This is a genomic window from Epilithonimonas sp. (assembly GCF_056329745.1).
Map to the genome: position 1 here is coordinate 1 of NZ_JBWEYV010000007.1, position 15,650 is coordinate 15,650.

Below are 15,650 nucleotides of genomic sequence, written 5' to 3' on the forward strand. Positions count from 1 at the left end.
AGGTCGCCGCCAGTTTTTTCAAAACCTCAATCATTTATTTGATTGAGGTTTTTTTGGCTTTATACCTATATGACTTAGCCAACTTAAACTATCCTATCCTATCATCAATTTATTGATTAACCTCTCAGATCATCTTTCTGAGGGTTTATGTACAACTCACATTCTTTGAAATTTGTATCCACGGTCTGGGTTTGTTATTTTTAGTATTATACCGTTTTTGAACATTGTGTAATTAGTTTAATACTAGATTCTGTGAACCAATGGATTTCTGTTAGGTATTATTTATGAGAGTTTTTCTTTGGACAAATTTGGACTTTTTTTGATAAAAGTCCGATTATATCTTTGTTAATAATAAAAATAATTATTTTGGTTAAAATAATTTTAAAGGTTCAGCCTTATGGAAAAGTTATTGAAAAATGTATAGGAAATTACCGTTTGGGAATTAGCAAAAAAGATTCAGATGAAATTTTTAAAATCAGAGGGTTTAAAGTTTTCATAATTTTAGATAACATTGCAATTGAATTGGAAACAACTTGCGGAAGCCCAAACACGAAGGGTTTTGATTTGTATAACAAAGATTTAGATATCTGGATCAAAGAAAATTTATTTTGTGATTATGAAAAGGGTAATCCAACTAAATTAGAATTTGAAATTCTTGAAAATCATACTGATTATATAAAATTAAAATTTGTAAAAAAAATTGCAAATTCATCTAAAAATTATTAATTATGAAAAACAAATACATTTTTATCGGTTTGTTATTTTCTATTTTTGGTAAAGCACAAGTTTTGGAAAAGGATAACTATAATTCTTACAATATAGGTAATGTTGGTTCTTTTGTTTTTAATGGACATACATTTCCCGGAGTAGGAGGGATGTTTACGTCTTATTATTCAGGGACTATTCCTTTAGATTTTCAAATAGTGTCAATTGATAATATGCACGATAAATCTTTAAAAATAACTAGTGGCGAAACCCAGTTTAAAAATGATGATAATAGGCGGTTTGTTTGGAAATCTGAATTTCGTTCTAAATGGGATGCTAGAATAGCGGGAAACAATATATTAAAAGTCACGTTGGAAATTTTCACAGGAGATTGTAAAGGAGAAAATGTTAATTTGGGCTCTGAAGTACAAGAAAGTAATGGCTACGTAAGCTTAGGCAGGCTAGTAGGTATTAGTTATAATACTTCTACTCAAAAGTTTCAAGTAGGAGCATTACTTACTAAGGAGAATGAATATGGTAATGGAGGTACAGTTTTTCGATACATTAATGTACCATCTCCGACAATTCCTGCCAATACTTGGGTTTCAGTAGGCTATACCTATAATAAAGTAACAGGAGATATTACTTATAGTATTAATGGTATATCATCAACTTTAGTCGTAAAAGGTTACTATGTTAAAAATTGGTATACTCCTAATCAGCATGTTATATTTTCAACTCCTCCTATGGAATCTACAAATGTAGCGACTACTTTTGCTGTTGACAATTATATTGTAGAGGCGGTCTCTACTTCATTATCTTCTACTGAAATAGCAAATTATTCTTCGGTTGTTGATGTCTTCCCTAATCCTACAAAAGGTATTTTCCATATCAATTCAAAAACGAAAGAAGATGTTTTTATTTATAATTCTTCGGGGCAATTCTTAAGAAAAGAAACTGTAAAAACAGGAGATAATATAATAGATATATCTGCATTTTCAAATGGAGTTTATTTTATTCAAAAAGGTAATGAAAAACATAAATTGATTAAAGAATAACTAATTTTTATTTACTTTTGGGCTTTCATTCTACTATGACCTCAGAAGAAAACCAAAAAGAACTCCAAAAACTGATACGGGAAAAGTTCGTAAAACCTTTAGATTCTATAAAAAGTTTTGAAGAACTAGCTGAGAAAACGTCTTTAAGTTTACAAACTTTAAGACGTTTTTTCGGAAAAATAGATACACATAAACATATAGGTACTACTTCGCTGTCTATATTGTGCAAATATGTAGGCTTTCGGGATTTTTCGGATTTTATGGCAAATTATGAAATACAAAATGAGTTATCGGAAAAAGATAAAAGTTTCATTAAAGATATGTCTGTGTTTTTCCGAAATGGAGAACATTATAATATAGATTATCACCAAAATACAATTATTGTAGATACTTTGAATGATTATGCAGTAGTTATCCACAAGAAAAAAAAATCTGATTTTTTTCTACCAATGCTATCACAAATATCATTGGTGTTCCAACTATTTCTTGGCTTGGTTACCGAATTATAATTTTTTCGGGCAAGATTGGTTTCGTAAGATTTTGAAAGAGCGAATGATAAAATCAGAAAATGTTATAGTGAAATTATCTCAATGTAATTTCTTATTTTTTGGAAATTATCTTTCACGGGGAAATTGTGAATATCTTCCCACGATTGCAAGTCTTCATCTTTTTTACAAACAATACAGAAGTACGTTTAGCTATATGCCATATCACGAAATGCGCTATCACACGATTTTGATGATTCTGGCAAAGGAAAAACAGGACGAAATAGAATTTCATAAAATACTGCACAATTATCTTGACGGTTTAGACAATTCCGGATTGTCCGAAATCCACAAACAGGAGTTATTGATTTTTATTTGCAATACACTTCTTTGGTTGCAAGAATATTCTCTTGCCTACGAACTTTTGAAAACTGCAAAATCCTTTATTAAAAACTATCCAAATCGGGGAGAAAGCGAAAAGGCAATGCATTATTTTGGCATTAATACAGTTTTTGTAAAAACCACTTTTACATTAGCTTGGATTGCCAACGGAGATTCTAAAACAGATGATTTTAAATTATCGGATTCCGATTTTGAAGACATCACAGGTTTACTCTACAATAATTATATCAAAATAATGTATTTTGTAAATTGTATAGTTACCGAAAATGGAATGATAAAAAAGAAACTCCTTTTTTCTGAGCTTAAATCTCTAATTGATATCACCAATTATTCCAAAATCTACGATATTCTTAACGATTTGGATTCCGATTTTTCACGTTACTTTTATTGATTTGCCGTTTTATTATTGGATAAATTTGGACTTTTTTTGTGGAAAACTGATTAATAGATTTGTGGAAAAATTAAATATTTATGAAAGAACTATTACTTATTTTCTCTTGTATTATAATTATCAGTTCCAAAAAGAATGAAAATTCTATCCAAAATTTACCAATCGAAGATTCTTCTGTCGCAATAACTAAGACCAATGAAAATAGTGCAGAAAAATTTGAAACACCTTCACAAAAACAAAACAATTGCAGTGGTAGAGATGAGAAAGGAAATTATAAAAATATAGTAATCAACCGTCTTCGAGATACTGGTAAAATACCACAATTTGTAGAGTTTAATGGTAACGGAAATTATGTTGTACAAGCTTATGATACAGAATACGGATTAACTTTCGGAGGATATGTAACCATTAATGAATGTGGAGAAGTAATAGATGTACAAGTAAATGCAGACCCAAATAACCAATGATTTTTGAAATTAGAAATAGCCTTAACCATTCAATCTACAGGAAAAGGAAAATGGAGATTAGGCTTAAATACTTCCGATTTTATTAACTGTTTTAACCATAAAGAAATAGTGATTTTTAAATTGGTTGAAGAGAGCATTGAAACAAAACTGTTTGTATCTAAACCTGACTATCCATCCATCCATTCATTGATTAACCTCAAACATTATTGTGATTGAGGCGTTTTTGTGGGCTGTTGAGAATAAGTAAGTGTGTTAGTAGAGCTCGGAATAACTAAATAAGTTCTACACCTGGAAAAGCCGGTTAAAAAGAAAAAGAGAAGTGCTATAAGCCGGATTCTGTTATAGCCTGTTATTTATCTGCGATTTGCATTGCTGCAAATCTTGAGCTGCTTACCCCTCATCAACGGACGGGCAACCCTTGACTGATGATATACTTAGCATTGCACCGCATAGAGTTTACCGGGTTTCACTACAGCCGTACTGTACTTGCTTTCTGTTGCACTTGTCCTATTTTCACAAATGACGGATGTTATCCGCTATGCTGCCCTCTGGTGTCCGGACTTTCCTACCCGCCACAAGGCGGATCAACAGGCCGCACTTCTCTTTTGCAAATCTAGTGATATTGTAGGAATTTTCTATTGTTATCCACAAGTTCTTTTGTGCGCAGCGCATCCCGGATGGAACGGCATGTCTGAGCTCATTCCAAAATAGGGGAGAATTATGCTGTGGTTTTTGGGATAGCGAGTAGTGACAGTCGGAAATGATGCCCAAATTAGCATCTTTGTGTGATTATTTCTTATCTTCGTTTGCGGAATGGACAGTAAACAGACAGAGTTTTCTAAACTGATAAAGGATAACCAAGGGCTTATTATAAAAGTCTCGCGCCTTTATACCCATTCTCTGGAAGATCGTGAGGATCTTTTTCAGGAGATTGTGTTACAACTTTGGAAATCTTACGACTCATTCCAAGGGAATTCTAAGATCTCGACCTGGATGTACCGCGTGGCCCTGAATACGGCTATTACGCTGTTCCGTAAGAAAACCAAGCAACCTTTGACTGATGAGCTTCAGGACTTTCATGGTAAGGATTTTGTTGAGGATAATGGTGAGAAGGAGCAGGAAATTGCCCTTTTGTATAAAGTAATCAAGATGTTGCCGGATGTAGAAAGGGCGATTGTGATGATGTATCTGGATGATGAGCCTTACAAAGAAATTGCGGAAACGCTTGGTATAACTGAAGTGAACGCCCGTGTGAAAATGAACCGATTGAAGAAAACACTTAAAGAATTAATGATAAAGCATGCCTAACCAAGATTTTGATATAGATTCTTTTAAAAAATCCTGGCAAGATCAGGTGATTTCTTATGATTATAATCAGAAGGATATTGAGCAGATGCTGAATAGCGGGTCGCGAAATTACGTTAAGTATATTTTGTGGATCAGCATTGCAGAATTTTTTGTGTTTGGCGTTATCAATTTTGTGACGTTGTTTTCTTCCAATTTTCATACAGATTTTACGAGTATTCTTAATAAACTACAGATCAAAAACCAATCTGAGGTTGAGTTTTCCCTGGATAGGCTTTATAATTGGATGAAGGTTGCCAGCCTTGTAATAACTGGTTTTTTTGTAGTTGTTTTTTACATTAATTATAAAAGAATTAATGTAGAAGCTAATTTGAAAAAGTTTATCATTCACATTATCGCCTTCAAAAAAACGGTTAATCTTTTCATTATTTCCAACATTGTCCTGCTTCTATTATTCATTGGATGCTCTACCACTCTTATTATTTATACCATCCGGATGCAAAAAATACATTTAGATAATCCTACATTTTGGGGACTTATAACAGGCGTTATTCTCAGTCTTTTGATTTGTATTATTCTGATTCTTGTATATTATAAAATTGCTTATGGTATTATCTTGAAGCGCCTTTCTAAAAACCTGAAACAGCTGGAAGCGATTGATTCTCAGAAAAACTAAGAACCGATATGGGCACAGTTCATCAATTTTCCACAATTTTACGTATCTTTGCAGCCATAAAAGTTCTTTGAAATGCTGGGAAGAAGACAAATCCGCGAAAAGATTGTAGAAACACTGTATTCTTATTATCAAAATCCAATTAAGTATGATGTACTGGAGAAAAAAATGTTTCTCGACATCAGCAAAATCTATCATCTTTACATCTACGAAATCAATTTTCTTGTAGGGCTGAAACGATTTGCTGAGGATCAAATTGAAATTGGAAAAAATAAATTTTTGAAAACCAATGCGGATGAAAATCCCAATCAAAAGTTTGTATGTAACCAGGTGTTGATTCAGTTAGAAGATAATGAGGAACGTAAGAGTTTCTCTTCAAAACATAAAGATCTTATCTGGGATCCCAATGATGAACTTCTTGTAAAGACTTTCCAAAGGATAAAAGCTGGGAAACGCTATCAGGAATACATGGCAGATGAAACAATATCTTTTGAGGATGACCAAAAGTTTATTGGTAAACTGTTTTTGCGCTATGTGGCAGAAAATACAGATTTACACGACCGTTTTGAGGAAAAGGAAATGTCTTGGGCCGATGACTTCCATATTGCCAACAGCATGATTCAGAAAACCATTGGTTTTATGAAAGAAGGAGAAGCGTCTCACACACTCATCCGTATGTTGAAGGATGATGAAGATGAGGCGTTTGCCACAAAATTGCTAAGGTCATCTCTCAATAACTGGGAAGAGACCGAAAAAAAATTGGGGGAAAGACTTCTCAACTGGGATCTTGAAAGAATTGCCCTCATAGACCGCATTATCTTGATTGCCGCTATCACAGAGATGGATCAGTTCCCGGCAACAGCATCCAGAATTATTATTAATGAATATCTTGATATTTCTAAAATCTACGGAACAGAAAAATCCAATATTTTTATTAATGGTATTCTTGATAAATATACCAAGGATCTGAATAGGATCTAAGGGAATACGACAAAATCAATCAAATCATATTAAATTAGATTAAGTATGAAATCTATCAAATTATTAAGCCTCGTTGCATTATGCACCATTGCTTTTTCCTGTCAAAAAAAGGAAGCAAGCGCACCTGCGGCTGAGCATATAGACTCCACAAAGGCAGCTCATATCACCAATGCTTTGTCGCAAGAGGAGCAACCACAAGATGAAATGCTGAAAGAAGCTAAGGAAAAGCCTTTGACAACGGTAGCGTTCAGTGAGACCGATCACAACTTTGGCGAAATCAAAAAAGGTGAAAAAGTAGAACATGTTTTCGAAGTCACTAATACCGGAAAAAATCCATTAATTATTTCCAACGTTAAACCAGGCTGTGGTTGTACAGTTCCAGACTATACAAAAGAGCCGATATTACCAGGAAAAAAAGGAAAAATCACCCTACATTTTGATTCTACAAACTTTGATGGCGCAGTCAACAAAGCTGCAGACGTCTATGTGAATGTAGAAAAAGCTCCTGTAAGATTAACATTCTCCGCTAACATATTACCATAATTATTATGCTGACCATATTTTTGCAGGCTGCCCCGGCGCAGTCTATGACACCAACTATTATCATGATCGGACTTATGTTCGTTGGATTTTATTTTCTGATGATCCGTCCGCAAATGAGAAAACAAAAACAAGAAAAGTCTTTTCAAGAAGCTTTAAAACCTGGTGCCAAGGTGGTAACCACTTCGGGGATGCACGGAACCATTTTTTCAATTAACGAAGATGGCGTAGTTTTGGAAACTTTAAGTGGCAAGCTTAAATTTGAGAAAGCTGCTATTTCAAGAGATTTTACAATGGCAAGATTTCCTGAAACTTTCGGGGTAGAAAAAAAGAAATAGAAGTTTCTTTTAGGAATAAAAAAAGCGGGTGAAAATTTAATATTTTCGCCCGTTTTTGTTTTATAATCGTTTATTTGGTGACGTTATCAATAAACTCCAAAATCGACTCTTTGCTCCAGTCCATAGAACTGTCCTCTTTCTTTAGGATCCTGCCATCTTTTGCAACAAGATAAGTAGTAGGAAATGCAGAAGGGAGGATTTTAGGATCTAACGGGCTTTCTGCGATATAAACAGGAACCGTATAATTGTTTTCTTTCAAAAATTTCCTTACAGCATCTTCCTGATCCTGCATAGCTATCAAAGCAAATTCGAGTTTGTCTTTTCGCAGATCATACAGTTTTTGGATGGTAGGCCATTCGGTCCTGCAAGGTGGGCACCATGTCCCCCAAAAATTAAGAAATAATACTTTGCCTCGCAGGTTCTTAAGATTGGTGCTGCTGGTGTTAATACCTTTCAGATCTACATCCAAAACTGTCTCGCTGAGCATCGTATCATTATTGATTTTTTCAACTGTTGGGCTCATCGCAATCTGCTCTGTCACAAAATCACGCAAAGGTTTAATAAGCACAAATGCAGATAAAACAAGAATCAAGATAATGTAAATGATATTTTTTCTGAAAAAATTCATGATTGATATTTCGATAGATTTGGACTGTGTTATAGCTATTTGAGAAGAGCGTTAAACGTATCTCCCTGTCTGATGTCGCCTGTGTTATAACCTTTCATAAACCATTCTTCTCTTTGCGCAGAGGATCCGTGTGTAAAGCTTTCCTGATTAACATAGCCTTGCGCTCTTTCCTGTATATTGTCATCACCCACCGCCGCCGCTGCGCTCATAGCTTCCTGAATATCGCCCGGTTCCAAAAATTTCTCTCGGTTTTCTGTCTGTTTAGCCCAAACACCAGCATAGAAATCGGCCTGCAATTCTGTAGCCACAGAGACTTTATTCAATTCCGTCTCAGGATAGCGGCCGCTTTGTCTCAGGTTGTTGGTTTTTGCTAATGTTCCCAAAAGATTTTGGATATGATGGCCATACTCGTGAGCCAAAACATAGGCTACAGTAAACTGACCTACTTTTGCCCCAAACTTTTGTTGAAGTTCATTAAAGAAGCTCATGTCCATATAAATGGTTTGGTCTTGTGGGCAATAGAAAGGCCCCATTTCTGACTGCGCGGTGCCACATCCCGAGCGGGTTGCATTTTCAAACATCACCACTTTGGCTGGCGTAAACCTGATACCGTTTTGGTTAAAAACTTTGTTCCAGGTTTCCTCATTTTCAGCGGTCAGCATTCGTACAAATTCGCGAACATTCACTTCTTGTGGCGTGAGTGCGCGCTGCTCAGTTTGCGTTTGGCTAGAGCCACTGTTATTAAGAATTGCCGATGGGTCACCGCCAAGGAAAAAGACTATGGCTGCTATAATTATTGTTCCCAATCCTCCGCCCACAAGAGCTCCGCCGCCGCCGCCGCTTCCGCGTCTGTCATCTACGTTATCACTTCTGTCGTTTGTCCATTTCATAACTTAAAATTTGTGTTTTAAAATTAGCAAATTCTTTTGGATTGCAGTTGTATAAGCTAGCTGAGCAGTTCCTTAATGGATTTTTTTATTAAAATCAATCATTTTCAAAGCGGTTACAGCTGCCTCTACTCCTTTATTACCTAGGTTTCCACCACTTCTTGCCATCGACTGTTCTTTGGTATCATCGGTTAGCACACAAAAGATTGTTGGTGTATTGGTAAGGATATTACAATCCTTAATACCCTGTGTAACGCCAGAGCAAACGTAATCAAAATGAGGGGTTTCCCCACGGATAACGTTTCCAATAGCAATCACAGCAGCAAATTTATTGGTTTTACAAAGCTTCATACTAGCGAAGCTCAATTCAAATGCGCCGGGAACATAGAAGATTCCAATGTTTTCTTCTCTGATGCCTTCCTTCAAAAGAGTTTCAACAGCTCCATCTCGAAGGTTAAATGTTACAAAATCATTCCACTCAGAAACAACAATGCCGATAGAATATTCATCGGCATTGGGTATGTTAAGTGGCTTATAATCTGAAAGATTGGTAGTTGCCATTTATTTAATAATATTTTGTCATTTCTATAAAAGCGTCGGACTGGCCGTTGTCATAATCCTGATATTTTTCGTCTATTGTAGAAAAATATTTTTTGGCATCAGCGTTTTTCTTAAGTGCCAAAGCCAGCATGCCTGCTTTTTTTGTAAAGTAATAAGACGTGTAGGGATCATCCGAAGCAGAAGATGCTTTGTCAGCCAATGTTAAAGCGTCATCAGCTTTGTTAAGATTGGACATACAATCTGCCATTGCGCCATATTTCAAAGCAACGAGAATTTTGTTGCCAGAGCTGAAGTTATCCAACAAATCGTACGCTTTCTGGTAGTTTCCTTTTTTGAATTCGATTAGACCGGCATTGTAAGCAGACAATTTCCCTGCTTTTGTGCTAGAGAAGTCGTTATATGTACCAACAAAGCCTGGGTTCGCAACAGATTTTCCGCCTAAGGCCAGATCTTCTTTACCATCGGCAAGATTCTTTTGTGCTGCAAGGTAACTTTTGGTAGCTTCTTCATTCTTTGGTTCCAAAATAAACTGTTGGTAACCAAACCAACCCAAAACGGCTACAATCAAAACCCCAAAACCGATCGTAAGGGCTTTAGAATTTTTTTCTAAGAATGATTCTATGTTAAGTGCTTCTTTATCAAGATCTTTAAAGAATTCTACTGTTTCTTTACCTTCGCGTTCTTGTTTTTTGTTATGCAGATCTGCCATAATTTAGTTATAAATGAAGTGCAAATTTAATGCTTTACTTTTGATTTGCAAAAACTTCTTTTTCTGTTAGTTAAATTATTATTAATATTGAAGGATTGAGTAAACTTCCGCATTATATTTCTTAAGCCTTTCTTTGCCTTTCAGAGCTTCCAGATCAATCAAAAAGCTGAACTGTGCAGGTATTGCGCCTTGTTTTGATACTAGTTTGGCAGCCGCTTCTGTCGTTCCTCCTGTGGCCAGCAAGTCATCATGGATGAGGACGCGTTGCCCGGTTTTAAGATGTCCTGTTTTCATTTCAATTTCTGCGGTTCCGTACTCTAGATCATATTTTTCACCAATGAAAGGTGGCGGCAGTTTTCCGGCTTTGCGGATAAGTACAAAAGGCACATCCAGAGCCACGGCTATGGCAATCCCAAAAAGATAACCACGGCTTTCTATGCCGCAAACCACATCAATTTTTCCTCGGCTAAAGTCCGCAAGGTCTGCTATAACTTCTTCATATAATTTTGGTTGAAGAAAAATTGGGCAGATGTCTTTAAACTGTATACCGGGAATGGGAAAATCCGGCACATTTTCGATAGTTTCTTCGAGTTTCTTGATTAATTCTGCAGATGCCATTTATTTTTGGGAGTTGTTGATTTTATAGGTTGTTATTTTCCAATTGTTATTAACGCCTTTCAGTCCATAGGTGACATTCAGGGATGTGGTTTTTCCGCTTTTGTCTGTTACATCATAAGTCACATTCACATTAGCCGAATTATCTTTGTGGTAAGGTACGGTTATGTTTTTTACATTGATATTTTTAACAGAGCCAAATCCAGAGTTGGGGTTGGAGAATTTATCATAAGATCCCCAATTTGGATTTTCCGAAGCTTCGAATGCGGCTCGTAGATTTTGCGAAGAAATGTTGTTTAGGAATTTGCTGACTGCAGCTTTTGGATCTCCAGAAGGTTTTGCAGCTGGAGCTGGTGGGTTTTCCAATCCTGGTGCCGCTTCCGGCGTTTGGTTAACGTTTACAGAATCGTTTACAACAGGTGCAGGAGGTGTGTACAGTGCATCTCCGTTGACAGGAATGCCTGTTTTGATCATTTGCAACACTTTTTTAGTTGTTTTTACACTTAGTTTGATGTCAATTTTATTTTCGAAAATTTTATCTTTTGGCAATGATGCATATTTAATTGTAAAACCTCGGAAAGCTGGATCCTGCATTAGATTTTTGGAGGTTGATATTTTATTGCCGCCGCTCGATATTTCCATAACGGTTTCCAGAGCGGCACCTTCAAAATCAACACGGTTACCATTGTTATCTACCAATTGTGGCACGACTACTAGACCTTTTGATCCTGTAAGGCTGTCGCCTGCAATGTTCCTTACAATAATATTAAGCGCAGCCGCATCGATATCGTTCGGGTCTTTCTCCGAAGCAATTTCATTTCCGAAGATATTCATCTCGCCAAGACTTGGTGGAGAGGTACTGCTCCATGCAATCCCATTTTTCTGGGCGACCTGATCAGCCATCGCAAAAATCTCAGCCGTGTTTTTACCGTCCAACAGTTTTCCCAGGGCGGCAATCTCAGCAATGTCACCGTCTGCTTCTACGCCAAAGGTTTTAAGGATGTATAATGCTTCATTAAATTTAACCTGTTTCAGGGTAGGAAGGCTAGACGCCATATCGTTGATACTCTCCTGAAAGCTTTTTCGGTTGCTGCCGTCGACACTTGTTTTTTTACAGCCGGTCATCAATACCAGCAGCATTGTGAAGACGATGTATTTTATGTATTTCATTTTCAATGGGATTTATTTCTAAAAATAGCAAATCTTCTTGATTTTCTATTCTAAAATTGATCAAAGTGCAAAATTAAATTTAAAATTTATAATTTGCTGATTTTTCAAAGAAAATTAAAAAAAGTAACTTTACAAAAAATTAGACTTAATGCAGAAAAAATTGGTTATAGATGTCCATAGTTTTTCTTACAAAAAAGGCGGAATTCCCAAAGACGAGTCGGGGAATGGCGGCGGATTTGTTTTTGATTGCCGTGGCATCCTGAATCCCGGGAGAGTAGAAGAATATAAATCACAAACCGGCAACGATCCTGGTGTTCAGGAATTTTTGGAGACAAAAACCGAGATGCCGGAGTTTCTAAAGTTGGTGCAAGGTATTGTTTCCATCAATATCAAGAATTATCTGGGTAGAGGGTTTGAAAACCTACAAATCAATTTTGGATGCACCGGTGGGCAACACCGTTCTGTTTATGCGGCTATTAAAACGGCAGATTTCATTAAGGCTAATTTCCCCGAGGCTGATGTAAGTCTGCATCATGATGAGCAGCTGCACCTAAATCCGGTAACTGTATGAAGGCACTGATTTTTGCGGCAGGCCTAGGAACAAGACTGAAACCTTTTACTGAATCGCATCCGAAAGCTTTGGCGCAGGTAAATGGCGTGGCTCTTCTGGAAAGGAATATCAAGTACCTGCAAAGTTACGGTATCAATGATTTTGTAATTAATATTCATCATTTTGGTGGTCAGATTTTGGCTTTTCTGGCTGAGAATGATAATTTTGGTGCTAACATAGAGATTTCTAACGAATCTGATGAGTTGTTGGAAACCGGTGGTGGACTGCTTTTTGCAAAAAGGTTTTTGGAGAACGAAACAGATTTCCTTATTATGAATGTGGACATCTTGACTGATCTTAATATTACTAATTTTGTCAAACATCACCTTAATAAAGGAAGGATGATTACATTGGCCGTATCGGACAGGAACAGTTCAAGAAAGTTATTATTTAATGATCAGATGCTTCTTAAAGGATGGAAAAACCTGATTAATAACCAAAAGAAAGTTGTTGGGGGTATTTTCAAGTTGAGGGAATTGGCATTCAGTGGGATTCATTGTATTAATTCTGATATTTTTGGGAAAATAACCCGAACCGGCAAATTCTCTATAATGGATGAATATATGGATCTGATGAAAGATGACTACATCATTGGATACCAGCACACCGCCAACCTGATAGATGTGGGGAAACCTGAATCTATTGAGGAGGCAGAAAAATTTTTTAAATGACACAGGAAGATAACGAGAAAAAGCTACACGAAAGCCTGAGGCAAAAAACCTGGGATGAGACTGTGACCAAAGACAGCTGGATGGTTTTCAAAATCATGTCTGAGTTTGTGGATGGATACGAAAAGATGGCCAAGATTGGTCCTTGTGTTTCCATCTTTGGATCTGCAAGGCTTAAACCGGATAGTTATTATTATAATATGGCGTCTGATATTGCGAAGAAAATCACAGAGATTGGTTTTGGCGTCATCACAGGCGGCGGCCCAGGAATTATGGAGGCGGCCAACCGTGGTGCCAACGGCAACGGAAAATCCATAGGTCTTAATATAGATTTGCCATTTGAGCAGCACTTCAATCCTTACATCGATAAAGGCTATAGCATGAATTTCGATTATTTCTTTGTGAGGAAAGTGATGTTTGTGAAGTATTCTCAGGGGTTTATCGTTATGCCAGGTGGATGGGGAACGCTTGATGAACTTTCAGAAGCATTGACATTGATTCAGACCAATAAAATCGGGAGATTCCCTATCGTTTTGGTAGGTAGCGAATATTGGAATGGCTTGCTGAACTGGTTTACCAATACACTCGTAAAAGAGGGCTTGATTGCCGAGCAAGATCTAATGTTGTTCCGTGTAGTGGATACTGCGGATGAGGCCGTAGCGCATATCAAGGCTTTTTATGATAAATATTCGGTGAGTGTCAACTTTTGATGTGGCATATAATTTGAGCAAATTCTAGTTAGTATTTAAATAAATTTACGCGATGAAAAAATCAATTTTAATATGGTCTTTTGGTATTTTATTGATCGGTCTTTGTAGTTTCAAGGCTTTGGATTTCTTTTCTTCTATGACTAAAGTAGATTACATAGATGGCACAAAAACACTCAAGTTTACGACCAAACTTAATACATCACATATCTCTCAAGCAGTAAAAATAGATCCTGCAACGGCAGGTTTTGAAGCAGAAGTAAAAAAATATGTTAATAATAATGTAGATGTAGCGGTTAACGGAGCTCCTAAAACGCTGACTTTTACGGGGAGTCAGGTAAATGGTGAAACCGTTTGGGTATATTACGAGATTGGGAATGTTTCTGATATTAGCAGTTTGAAGATAAGAAATAGCTTGCTTCTAGGAACTTTTCCAAAACAGGTAAATATCATGAATATTACTTACAAAGGAAGCCTTAAGACCATTAATTTCCAAAAAGGTAAAGAATCTTCGGAAGTTAATTTTTAATAAAAATGTCAGCAAATTCTGCTTACATTTTTTGTTTTTAGTGACAGTGGGAATGATCCATTCCTTTGCTGCTCCCGGGTTGCTGGATATGCATGGCTTCAGATCTTGGTGACACATAAGGTATTCCCAGTTCTAGACCACGGAGGACGAATAATCCGCCAAGACAAATCATCATTACCGGAATAACCCGTAGTATTTTCACACGGAATGTTGCTGTTATAAAGTTGCCAAGAAAAACCACGGCAAACATAAAAGGAAAAGTTCCAATCCCGAATAAGAACATGAATAGGGCACTCTGCCAAATACCGCCAGAAGCTAATGATGCTGTTAAGGCCATATAAACCATGCCACAAGGTAGGAAGCCATTAAGGAGGCCTGTAGCAAACCGAGACTTGTAATCCTGACGTTGCATGATCTTGCCAAGTTGCATTTTCACTTTCAATAATGCTTTGGAAACCAGTGGAATTCTTGCTGCGAAATCTTTCCCTCCGAATGATGAAACAGCCATTACAATGAGCAATATACCAACTGCTATTGTAAGGTATTGCTGGAAACCTGCAAATTCAAAACTCTGCCCGATGATTCCTAAAATAGCTCCAAGAATAGAGTAGGTGAGGATTCTGCCTAATTGATAGGTGACATTCTGAAGATAAAAATTAGCCTTTTGATTTTTGGTAAGTCCCATAGACAGTGCAATAGGTCCACACATGCCAATACAATGGAAACCCGATGCAAAACCTAGTCCTAGTGCTGATATGATAAGTGCTATTTCCATAAGATGTCGTAATCTACCTGGTAAGGTATTTTATTTTCTTTCCACTTTAATTTTAAGGTATATGAACCTGCAGAAATTACTTTTTTCGGGATGAGAAATACATTGTGCTGAAGCGCAATTTCTTTCTTAACATCCAGGTTAGAATCATTGGTGCGAAACAATACAAAATTGACTTTGCCATTATCTGGCATAATTTCGTTCGGGAATGAAATCATCATGCCCTCCGAAGTGGCTTTGTATGCTGGTTGTTGCTTTAACTTAGTGGCATTGTTTTTTGCATCAATTACCTGCTGGTACTCCAACTCCTCTTCGTAGTAATTATTACTTATCATTTCGGCATTTTGTTTTCCCATAGGAAATACAAATATTAGAAATAAAATAAATATGATAAAGCATCCCAGAGCAATGGCAAGCCCGTGTCCCCAATGTAACTTTTTCATTGTTTT

Annotated in this window: 22 protein-coding genes and 1 other RNA gene; 14 read left to right on the plus strand and 9 right to left on the minus strand. The window is 36.6% G+C overall.

The annotated features are described in order from the left end of the window. Nucleotides 1–366 precede the first annotated feature (366 nt). From AC00Y6_RS06670 to AC00Y6_RS06690, 5 genes are all read left to right on the plus strand, one after another. Nucleotides 367–726 carry a hypothetical protein gene (locus tag AC00Y6_RS06670; protein WP_474489835.1) on the plus strand — a complete coding sequence of 120 codons (360 nt, stop codon included), beginning with the start codon at nucleotides 367–369 and terminating at the stop codon, nucleotides 724–726. Between the two features lie 2 nt (nucleotides 727–728). Next, nucleotides 729–1,763: a T9SS type A sorting domain-containing protein gene (locus tag AC00Y6_RS06675; RefSeq protein WP_474489836.1), complete on the plus strand. Its 1,035-nt coding sequence runs from the start codon at nucleotides 729–731 to the stop codon at nucleotides 1,761–1,763. Nucleotides 1,764–1,798: 35 nt separating this feature from the next. After that, entirely contained in the window at nucleotides 1,799–2,272 is a 474-nt protein-coding gene (locus AC00Y6_RS06680) for a hypothetical protein (protein WP_474489838.1), read from the plus strand. A 67-nt stretch (nucleotides 2,273–2,339) separates the two neighbouring features. Beyond that, on the plus strand, nucleotides 2,340–3,041 hold the full coding sequence (locus AC00Y6_RS06685; protein WP_474489839.1) for a hypothetical protein: 702 nt from the start codon (nucleotides 2,340–2,342) through the stop codon (nucleotides 3,039–3,041). An 80-nt stretch (nucleotides 3,042–3,121) separates the two neighbouring features. After that, a complete protein-coding gene (locus AC00Y6_RS06690) occupies nucleotides 3,122–3,508 on the plus strand; it encodes a hypothetical protein (RefSeq protein WP_474489840.1) in 387 nt (128 codons plus the stop codon). Nucleotides 3,509–3,817: 309 nt separating this feature from the next. Here AC00Y6_RS06690 and rnpB read toward each other — a convergent pair. Further along, an RNA gene (rnpB, locus tag AC00Y6_RS06695) (RNase P RNA component class A) lies at nucleotides 3,818–4,112 on the minus strand. A gap of 209 nt (nucleotides 4,113–4,321) precedes the next feature. Here rnpB and AC00Y6_RS06700 point away from each other — a divergent pair. The 5 genes from AC00Y6_RS06700 to yajC all read left to right on the plus strand — a co-directional run bounded on the left by AC00Y6_RS06700 (nucleotide 4,322) and on the right by yajC (nucleotide 7,345). Further along, nucleotides 4,322–4,816, plus strand: a complete 495-nt coding sequence (locus AC00Y6_RS06700; protein WP_474489841.1) for an RNA polymerase sigma factor — start codon at nucleotides 4,322–4,324, stop codon at nucleotides 4,814–4,816. Further along, entirely contained in the window at nucleotides 4,809–5,489 is a 681-nt protein-coding gene (locus AC00Y6_RS06705) for a beta-carotene 15,15'-monooxygenase (protein WP_474489842.1), read from the plus strand. The genes AC00Y6_RS06700 and AC00Y6_RS06705 overlap by 8 nt, the downstream gene beginning before the upstream one ends. Before the next feature lie 72 nt (nucleotides 5,490–5,561). Continuing rightward, complete coding sequence (locus tag AC00Y6_RS06710) at nucleotides 5,562–6,467, plus strand: transcription antitermination protein NusB (RefSeq protein WP_474489843.1); 906 nt, start codon at nucleotides 5,562–5,564, stop codon at nucleotides 6,465–6,467. Nucleotides 6,468–6,512: 45 nt separating this feature from the next. After that, nucleotides 6,513–7,010: a DUF1573 domain-containing protein gene (locus tag AC00Y6_RS06715; protein ID WP_474489844.1), complete on the plus strand. Its 498-nt coding sequence runs from the start codon at nucleotides 6,513–6,515 to the stop codon at nucleotides 7,008–7,010. A 5-nt stretch (nucleotides 7,011–7,015) separates the two neighbouring features. Beyond that, nucleotides 7,016–7,345 (plus strand): preprotein translocase subunit YajC, encoded by a 330-nt coding sequence (yajC, locus tag AC00Y6_RS06720; protein ID WP_474489845.1) that lies wholly within the window; start codon nucleotides 7,016–7,018, stop codon nucleotides 7,343–7,345. Between the two features lie 70 nt (nucleotides 7,346–7,415). Here yajC and AC00Y6_RS06725 read toward each other — a convergent pair whose 3' ends face one another. From AC00Y6_RS06725 to AC00Y6_RS06750, 6 genes are all read right to left on the minus strand, one after another. Continuing rightward, nucleotides 7,416–7,973, minus strand: a complete 558-nt coding sequence (locus AC00Y6_RS06725; protein ID WP_474489846.1) for a TlpA family protein disulfide reductase — start codon at nucleotides 7,971–7,973, stop codon at nucleotides 7,416–7,418. A 35-nt stretch (nucleotides 7,974–8,008) separates the two neighbouring features. Next, nucleotides 8,009–8,863 (minus strand): KPN_02809 family neutral zinc metallopeptidase, encoded by an 855-nt coding sequence (gene ypfJ / locus AC00Y6_RS06730; protein WP_474489848.1) that lies wholly within the window; start codon nucleotides 8,861–8,863, stop codon nucleotides 8,009–8,011. A gap of 72 nt (nucleotides 8,864–8,935) precedes the next feature. Continuing rightward, a complete protein-coding gene (gene ribH, locus AC00Y6_RS06735) occupies nucleotides 8,936–9,421 on the minus strand; it encodes a 6,7-dimethyl-8-ribityllumazine synthase (protein ID WP_474489849.1) in 486 nt (161 codons plus the stop codon). Nucleotides 9,422–9,425: 4 nt separating this feature from the next. Further along, nucleotides 9,426–10,130, minus strand: coding sequence for a tetratricopeptide repeat protein (locus tag AC00Y6_RS06740; protein WP_474489850.1), 705 nt, complete (start codon nucleotides 10,128–10,130; stop codon nucleotides 9,426–9,428). A gap of 81 nt (nucleotides 10,131–10,211) precedes the next feature. Further along, nucleotides 10,212–10,748, minus strand: coding sequence for an adenine phosphoribosyltransferase (locus AC00Y6_RS06745; protein ID WP_474489851.1), 537 nt, complete (start codon nucleotides 10,746–10,748; stop codon nucleotides 10,212–10,214). After that, nucleotides 10,749–11,915: a DUF6694 family lipoprotein gene (locus tag AC00Y6_RS06750; protein WP_474489852.1), complete on the minus strand. Its 1,167-nt coding sequence runs from the start codon at nucleotides 11,913–11,915 to the stop codon at nucleotides 10,749–10,751. It abuts the gene before it with no gap. Nucleotides 11,916–12,063: 148 nt separating this feature from the next. Between AC00Y6_RS06750 and AC00Y6_RS06755 the strand changes: the two genes are divergently transcribed. The 4 genes from AC00Y6_RS06755 to AC00Y6_RS06770 are packed head-to-tail and all read left to right on the plus strand — an operon-like array spanning nucleotide 12,064 to nucleotide 14,429. Then, nucleotides 12,064–12,486 carry a RapZ C-terminal domain-containing protein gene (locus tag AC00Y6_RS06755; protein ID WP_474489853.1) on the plus strand — a complete coding sequence of 141 codons (423 nt, stop codon included), beginning with the start codon at nucleotides 12,064–12,066 and terminating at the stop codon, nucleotides 12,484–12,486. Next, entirely contained in the window at nucleotides 12,483–13,196 is a 714-nt protein-coding gene (locus tag AC00Y6_RS06760; RefSeq protein ID WP_474489854.1) for a nucleotidyltransferase family protein, read from the plus strand. Before AC00Y6_RS06755 ends, AC00Y6_RS06760 begins: the two co-directional genes overlap by 4 nt. Beyond that, nucleotides 13,193–13,903, plus strand: coding sequence for an LOG family protein (locus tag AC00Y6_RS06765; RefSeq protein ID WP_474489855.1), 711 nt, complete (start codon nucleotides 13,193–13,195; stop codon nucleotides 13,901–13,903). Before AC00Y6_RS06760 ends, AC00Y6_RS06765 begins: the two co-directional genes overlap by 4 nt. A gap of 52 nt (nucleotides 13,904–13,955) precedes the next feature. Next, entirely contained in the window at nucleotides 13,956–14,429 is a 474-nt protein-coding gene (locus AC00Y6_RS06770; RefSeq protein ID WP_474489856.1) for a DUF6702 family protein, read from the plus strand. A 37-nt stretch (nucleotides 14,430–14,466) separates the two neighbouring features. Here AC00Y6_RS06770 and AC00Y6_RS06775 read toward each other — a convergent pair whose 3' ends face one another. Both AC00Y6_RS06775 and AC00Y6_RS06780 read right to left on the minus strand, forming a co-directional pair. Continuing rightward, nucleotides 14,467–15,204, minus strand: coding sequence for a sulfite exporter TauE/SafE family protein (locus tag AC00Y6_RS06775; RefSeq protein ID WP_474489857.1), 738 nt, complete (start codon nucleotides 15,202–15,204; stop codon nucleotides 14,467–14,469). Then, complete coding sequence (locus AC00Y6_RS06780) at nucleotides 15,195–15,644, minus strand: FixH family protein (RefSeq protein ID WP_474489858.1); 450 nt, start codon at nucleotides 15,642–15,644, stop codon at nucleotides 15,195–15,197. Before AC00Y6_RS06780 ends, AC00Y6_RS06775 begins: the two co-directional genes overlap by 10 nt. Between the last annotated feature and the right edge of the window lie 6 nt (nucleotides 15,645–15,650).

Excerpts from the sequence above, each read along its gene's own strand:
- AC00Y6_RS06725 (WP_474489846.1), bottom strand. The coding sequence starts at position 7,973 with ATGAATTTTTTCAGAAAAAATATCATTTACATTATCTTGATTCTTGTT.
- AC00Y6_RS06765 (WP_474489855.1), top strand. The coding sequence starts at position 13,193 with ATGACACAGGAAGATAACGAGAAAAAGCTACACGAAAGCCTGAGGCAA.
- ribH (WP_474489849.1), bottom strand. The coding sequence starts at position 9,421 with ATGGCAACTACCAATCTTTCAGATTATAAGCCACTTAACATACCCAAT.
- AC00Y6_RS06675 (WP_474489836.1), top strand. The coding sequence starts at position 729 with ATGAAAAACAAATACATTTTTATCGGTTTGTTATTTTCTATTTTTGGT.
- AC00Y6_RS06705 (WP_474489842.1), top strand. The coding sequence starts at position 4,809 with ATGCCTAACCAAGATTTTGATATAGATTCTTTTAAAAAATCCTGGCAA.
- AC00Y6_RS06775 (WP_474489857.1), bottom strand. The coding sequence starts at position 15,204 with ATGGAAATAGCACTTATCATATCAGCACTAGGACTAGGTTTTGCATCG.
- ypfJ (WP_474489848.1), bottom strand. The coding sequence starts at position 8,863 with ATGAAATGGACAAACGACAGAAGTGATAACGTAGATGACAGACGCGGA.
- AC00Y6_RS06750 (WP_474489852.1), bottom strand. The coding sequence starts at position 11,915 with ATGAAATACATAAAATACATCGTCTTCACAATGCTGCTGGTATTGATG.
- AC00Y6_RS06740 (WP_474489850.1), bottom strand. The coding sequence starts at position 10,130 with ATGGCAGATCTGCATAACAAAAAACAAGAACGCGAAGGTAAAGAAACA.
- AC00Y6_RS06780 (WP_474489858.1), bottom strand. The coding sequence starts at position 15,644 with ATGAAAAAGTTACATTGGGGACACGGGCTTGCCATTGCTCTGGGATGC.
- AC00Y6_RS06760 (WP_474489854.1), top strand. The coding sequence starts at position 12,483 with ATGAAGGCACTGATTTTTGCGGCAGGCCTAGGAACAAGACTGAAACCT.
- AC00Y6_RS06690 (WP_474489840.1), top strand. The coding sequence starts at position 3,122 with ATGAAAGAACTATTACTTATTTTCTCTTGTATTATAATTATCAGTTCC.
- AC00Y6_RS06680 (WP_474489838.1), top strand. The coding sequence starts at position 1,799 with ATGACCTCAGAAGAAAACCAAAAAGAACTCCAAAAACTGATACGGGAA.
- AC00Y6_RS06700 (WP_474489841.1), top strand. The coding sequence starts at position 4,322 with ATGGACAGTAAACAGACAGAGTTTTCTAAACTGATAAAGGATAACCAA.
- AC00Y6_RS06710 (WP_474489843.1), top strand. The coding sequence starts at position 5,562 with ATGCTGGGAAGAAGACAAATCCGCGAAAAGATTGTAGAAACACTGTAT.
- yajC (WP_474489845.1), top strand. The coding sequence starts at position 7,016 with ATGCTGACCATATTTTTGCAGGCTGCCCCGGCGCAGTCTATGACACCA.
- AC00Y6_RS06715 (WP_474489844.1), top strand. The coding sequence starts at position 6,513 with ATGAAATCTATCAAATTATTAAGCCTCGTTGCATTATGCACCATTGCT.
- AC00Y6_RS06770 (WP_474489856.1), top strand. The coding sequence starts at position 13,956 with ATGAAAAAATCAATTTTAATATGGTCTTTTGGTATTTTATTGATCGGT.
- AC00Y6_RS06745 (WP_474489851.1), bottom strand. The coding sequence starts at position 10,748 with ATGGCATCTGCAGAATTAATCAAGAAACTCGAAGAAACTATCGAAAAT.
- AC00Y6_RS06755 (WP_474489853.1), top strand. The coding sequence starts at position 12,064 with ATGCAGAAAAAATTGGTTATAGATGTCCATAGTTTTTCTTACAAAAAA.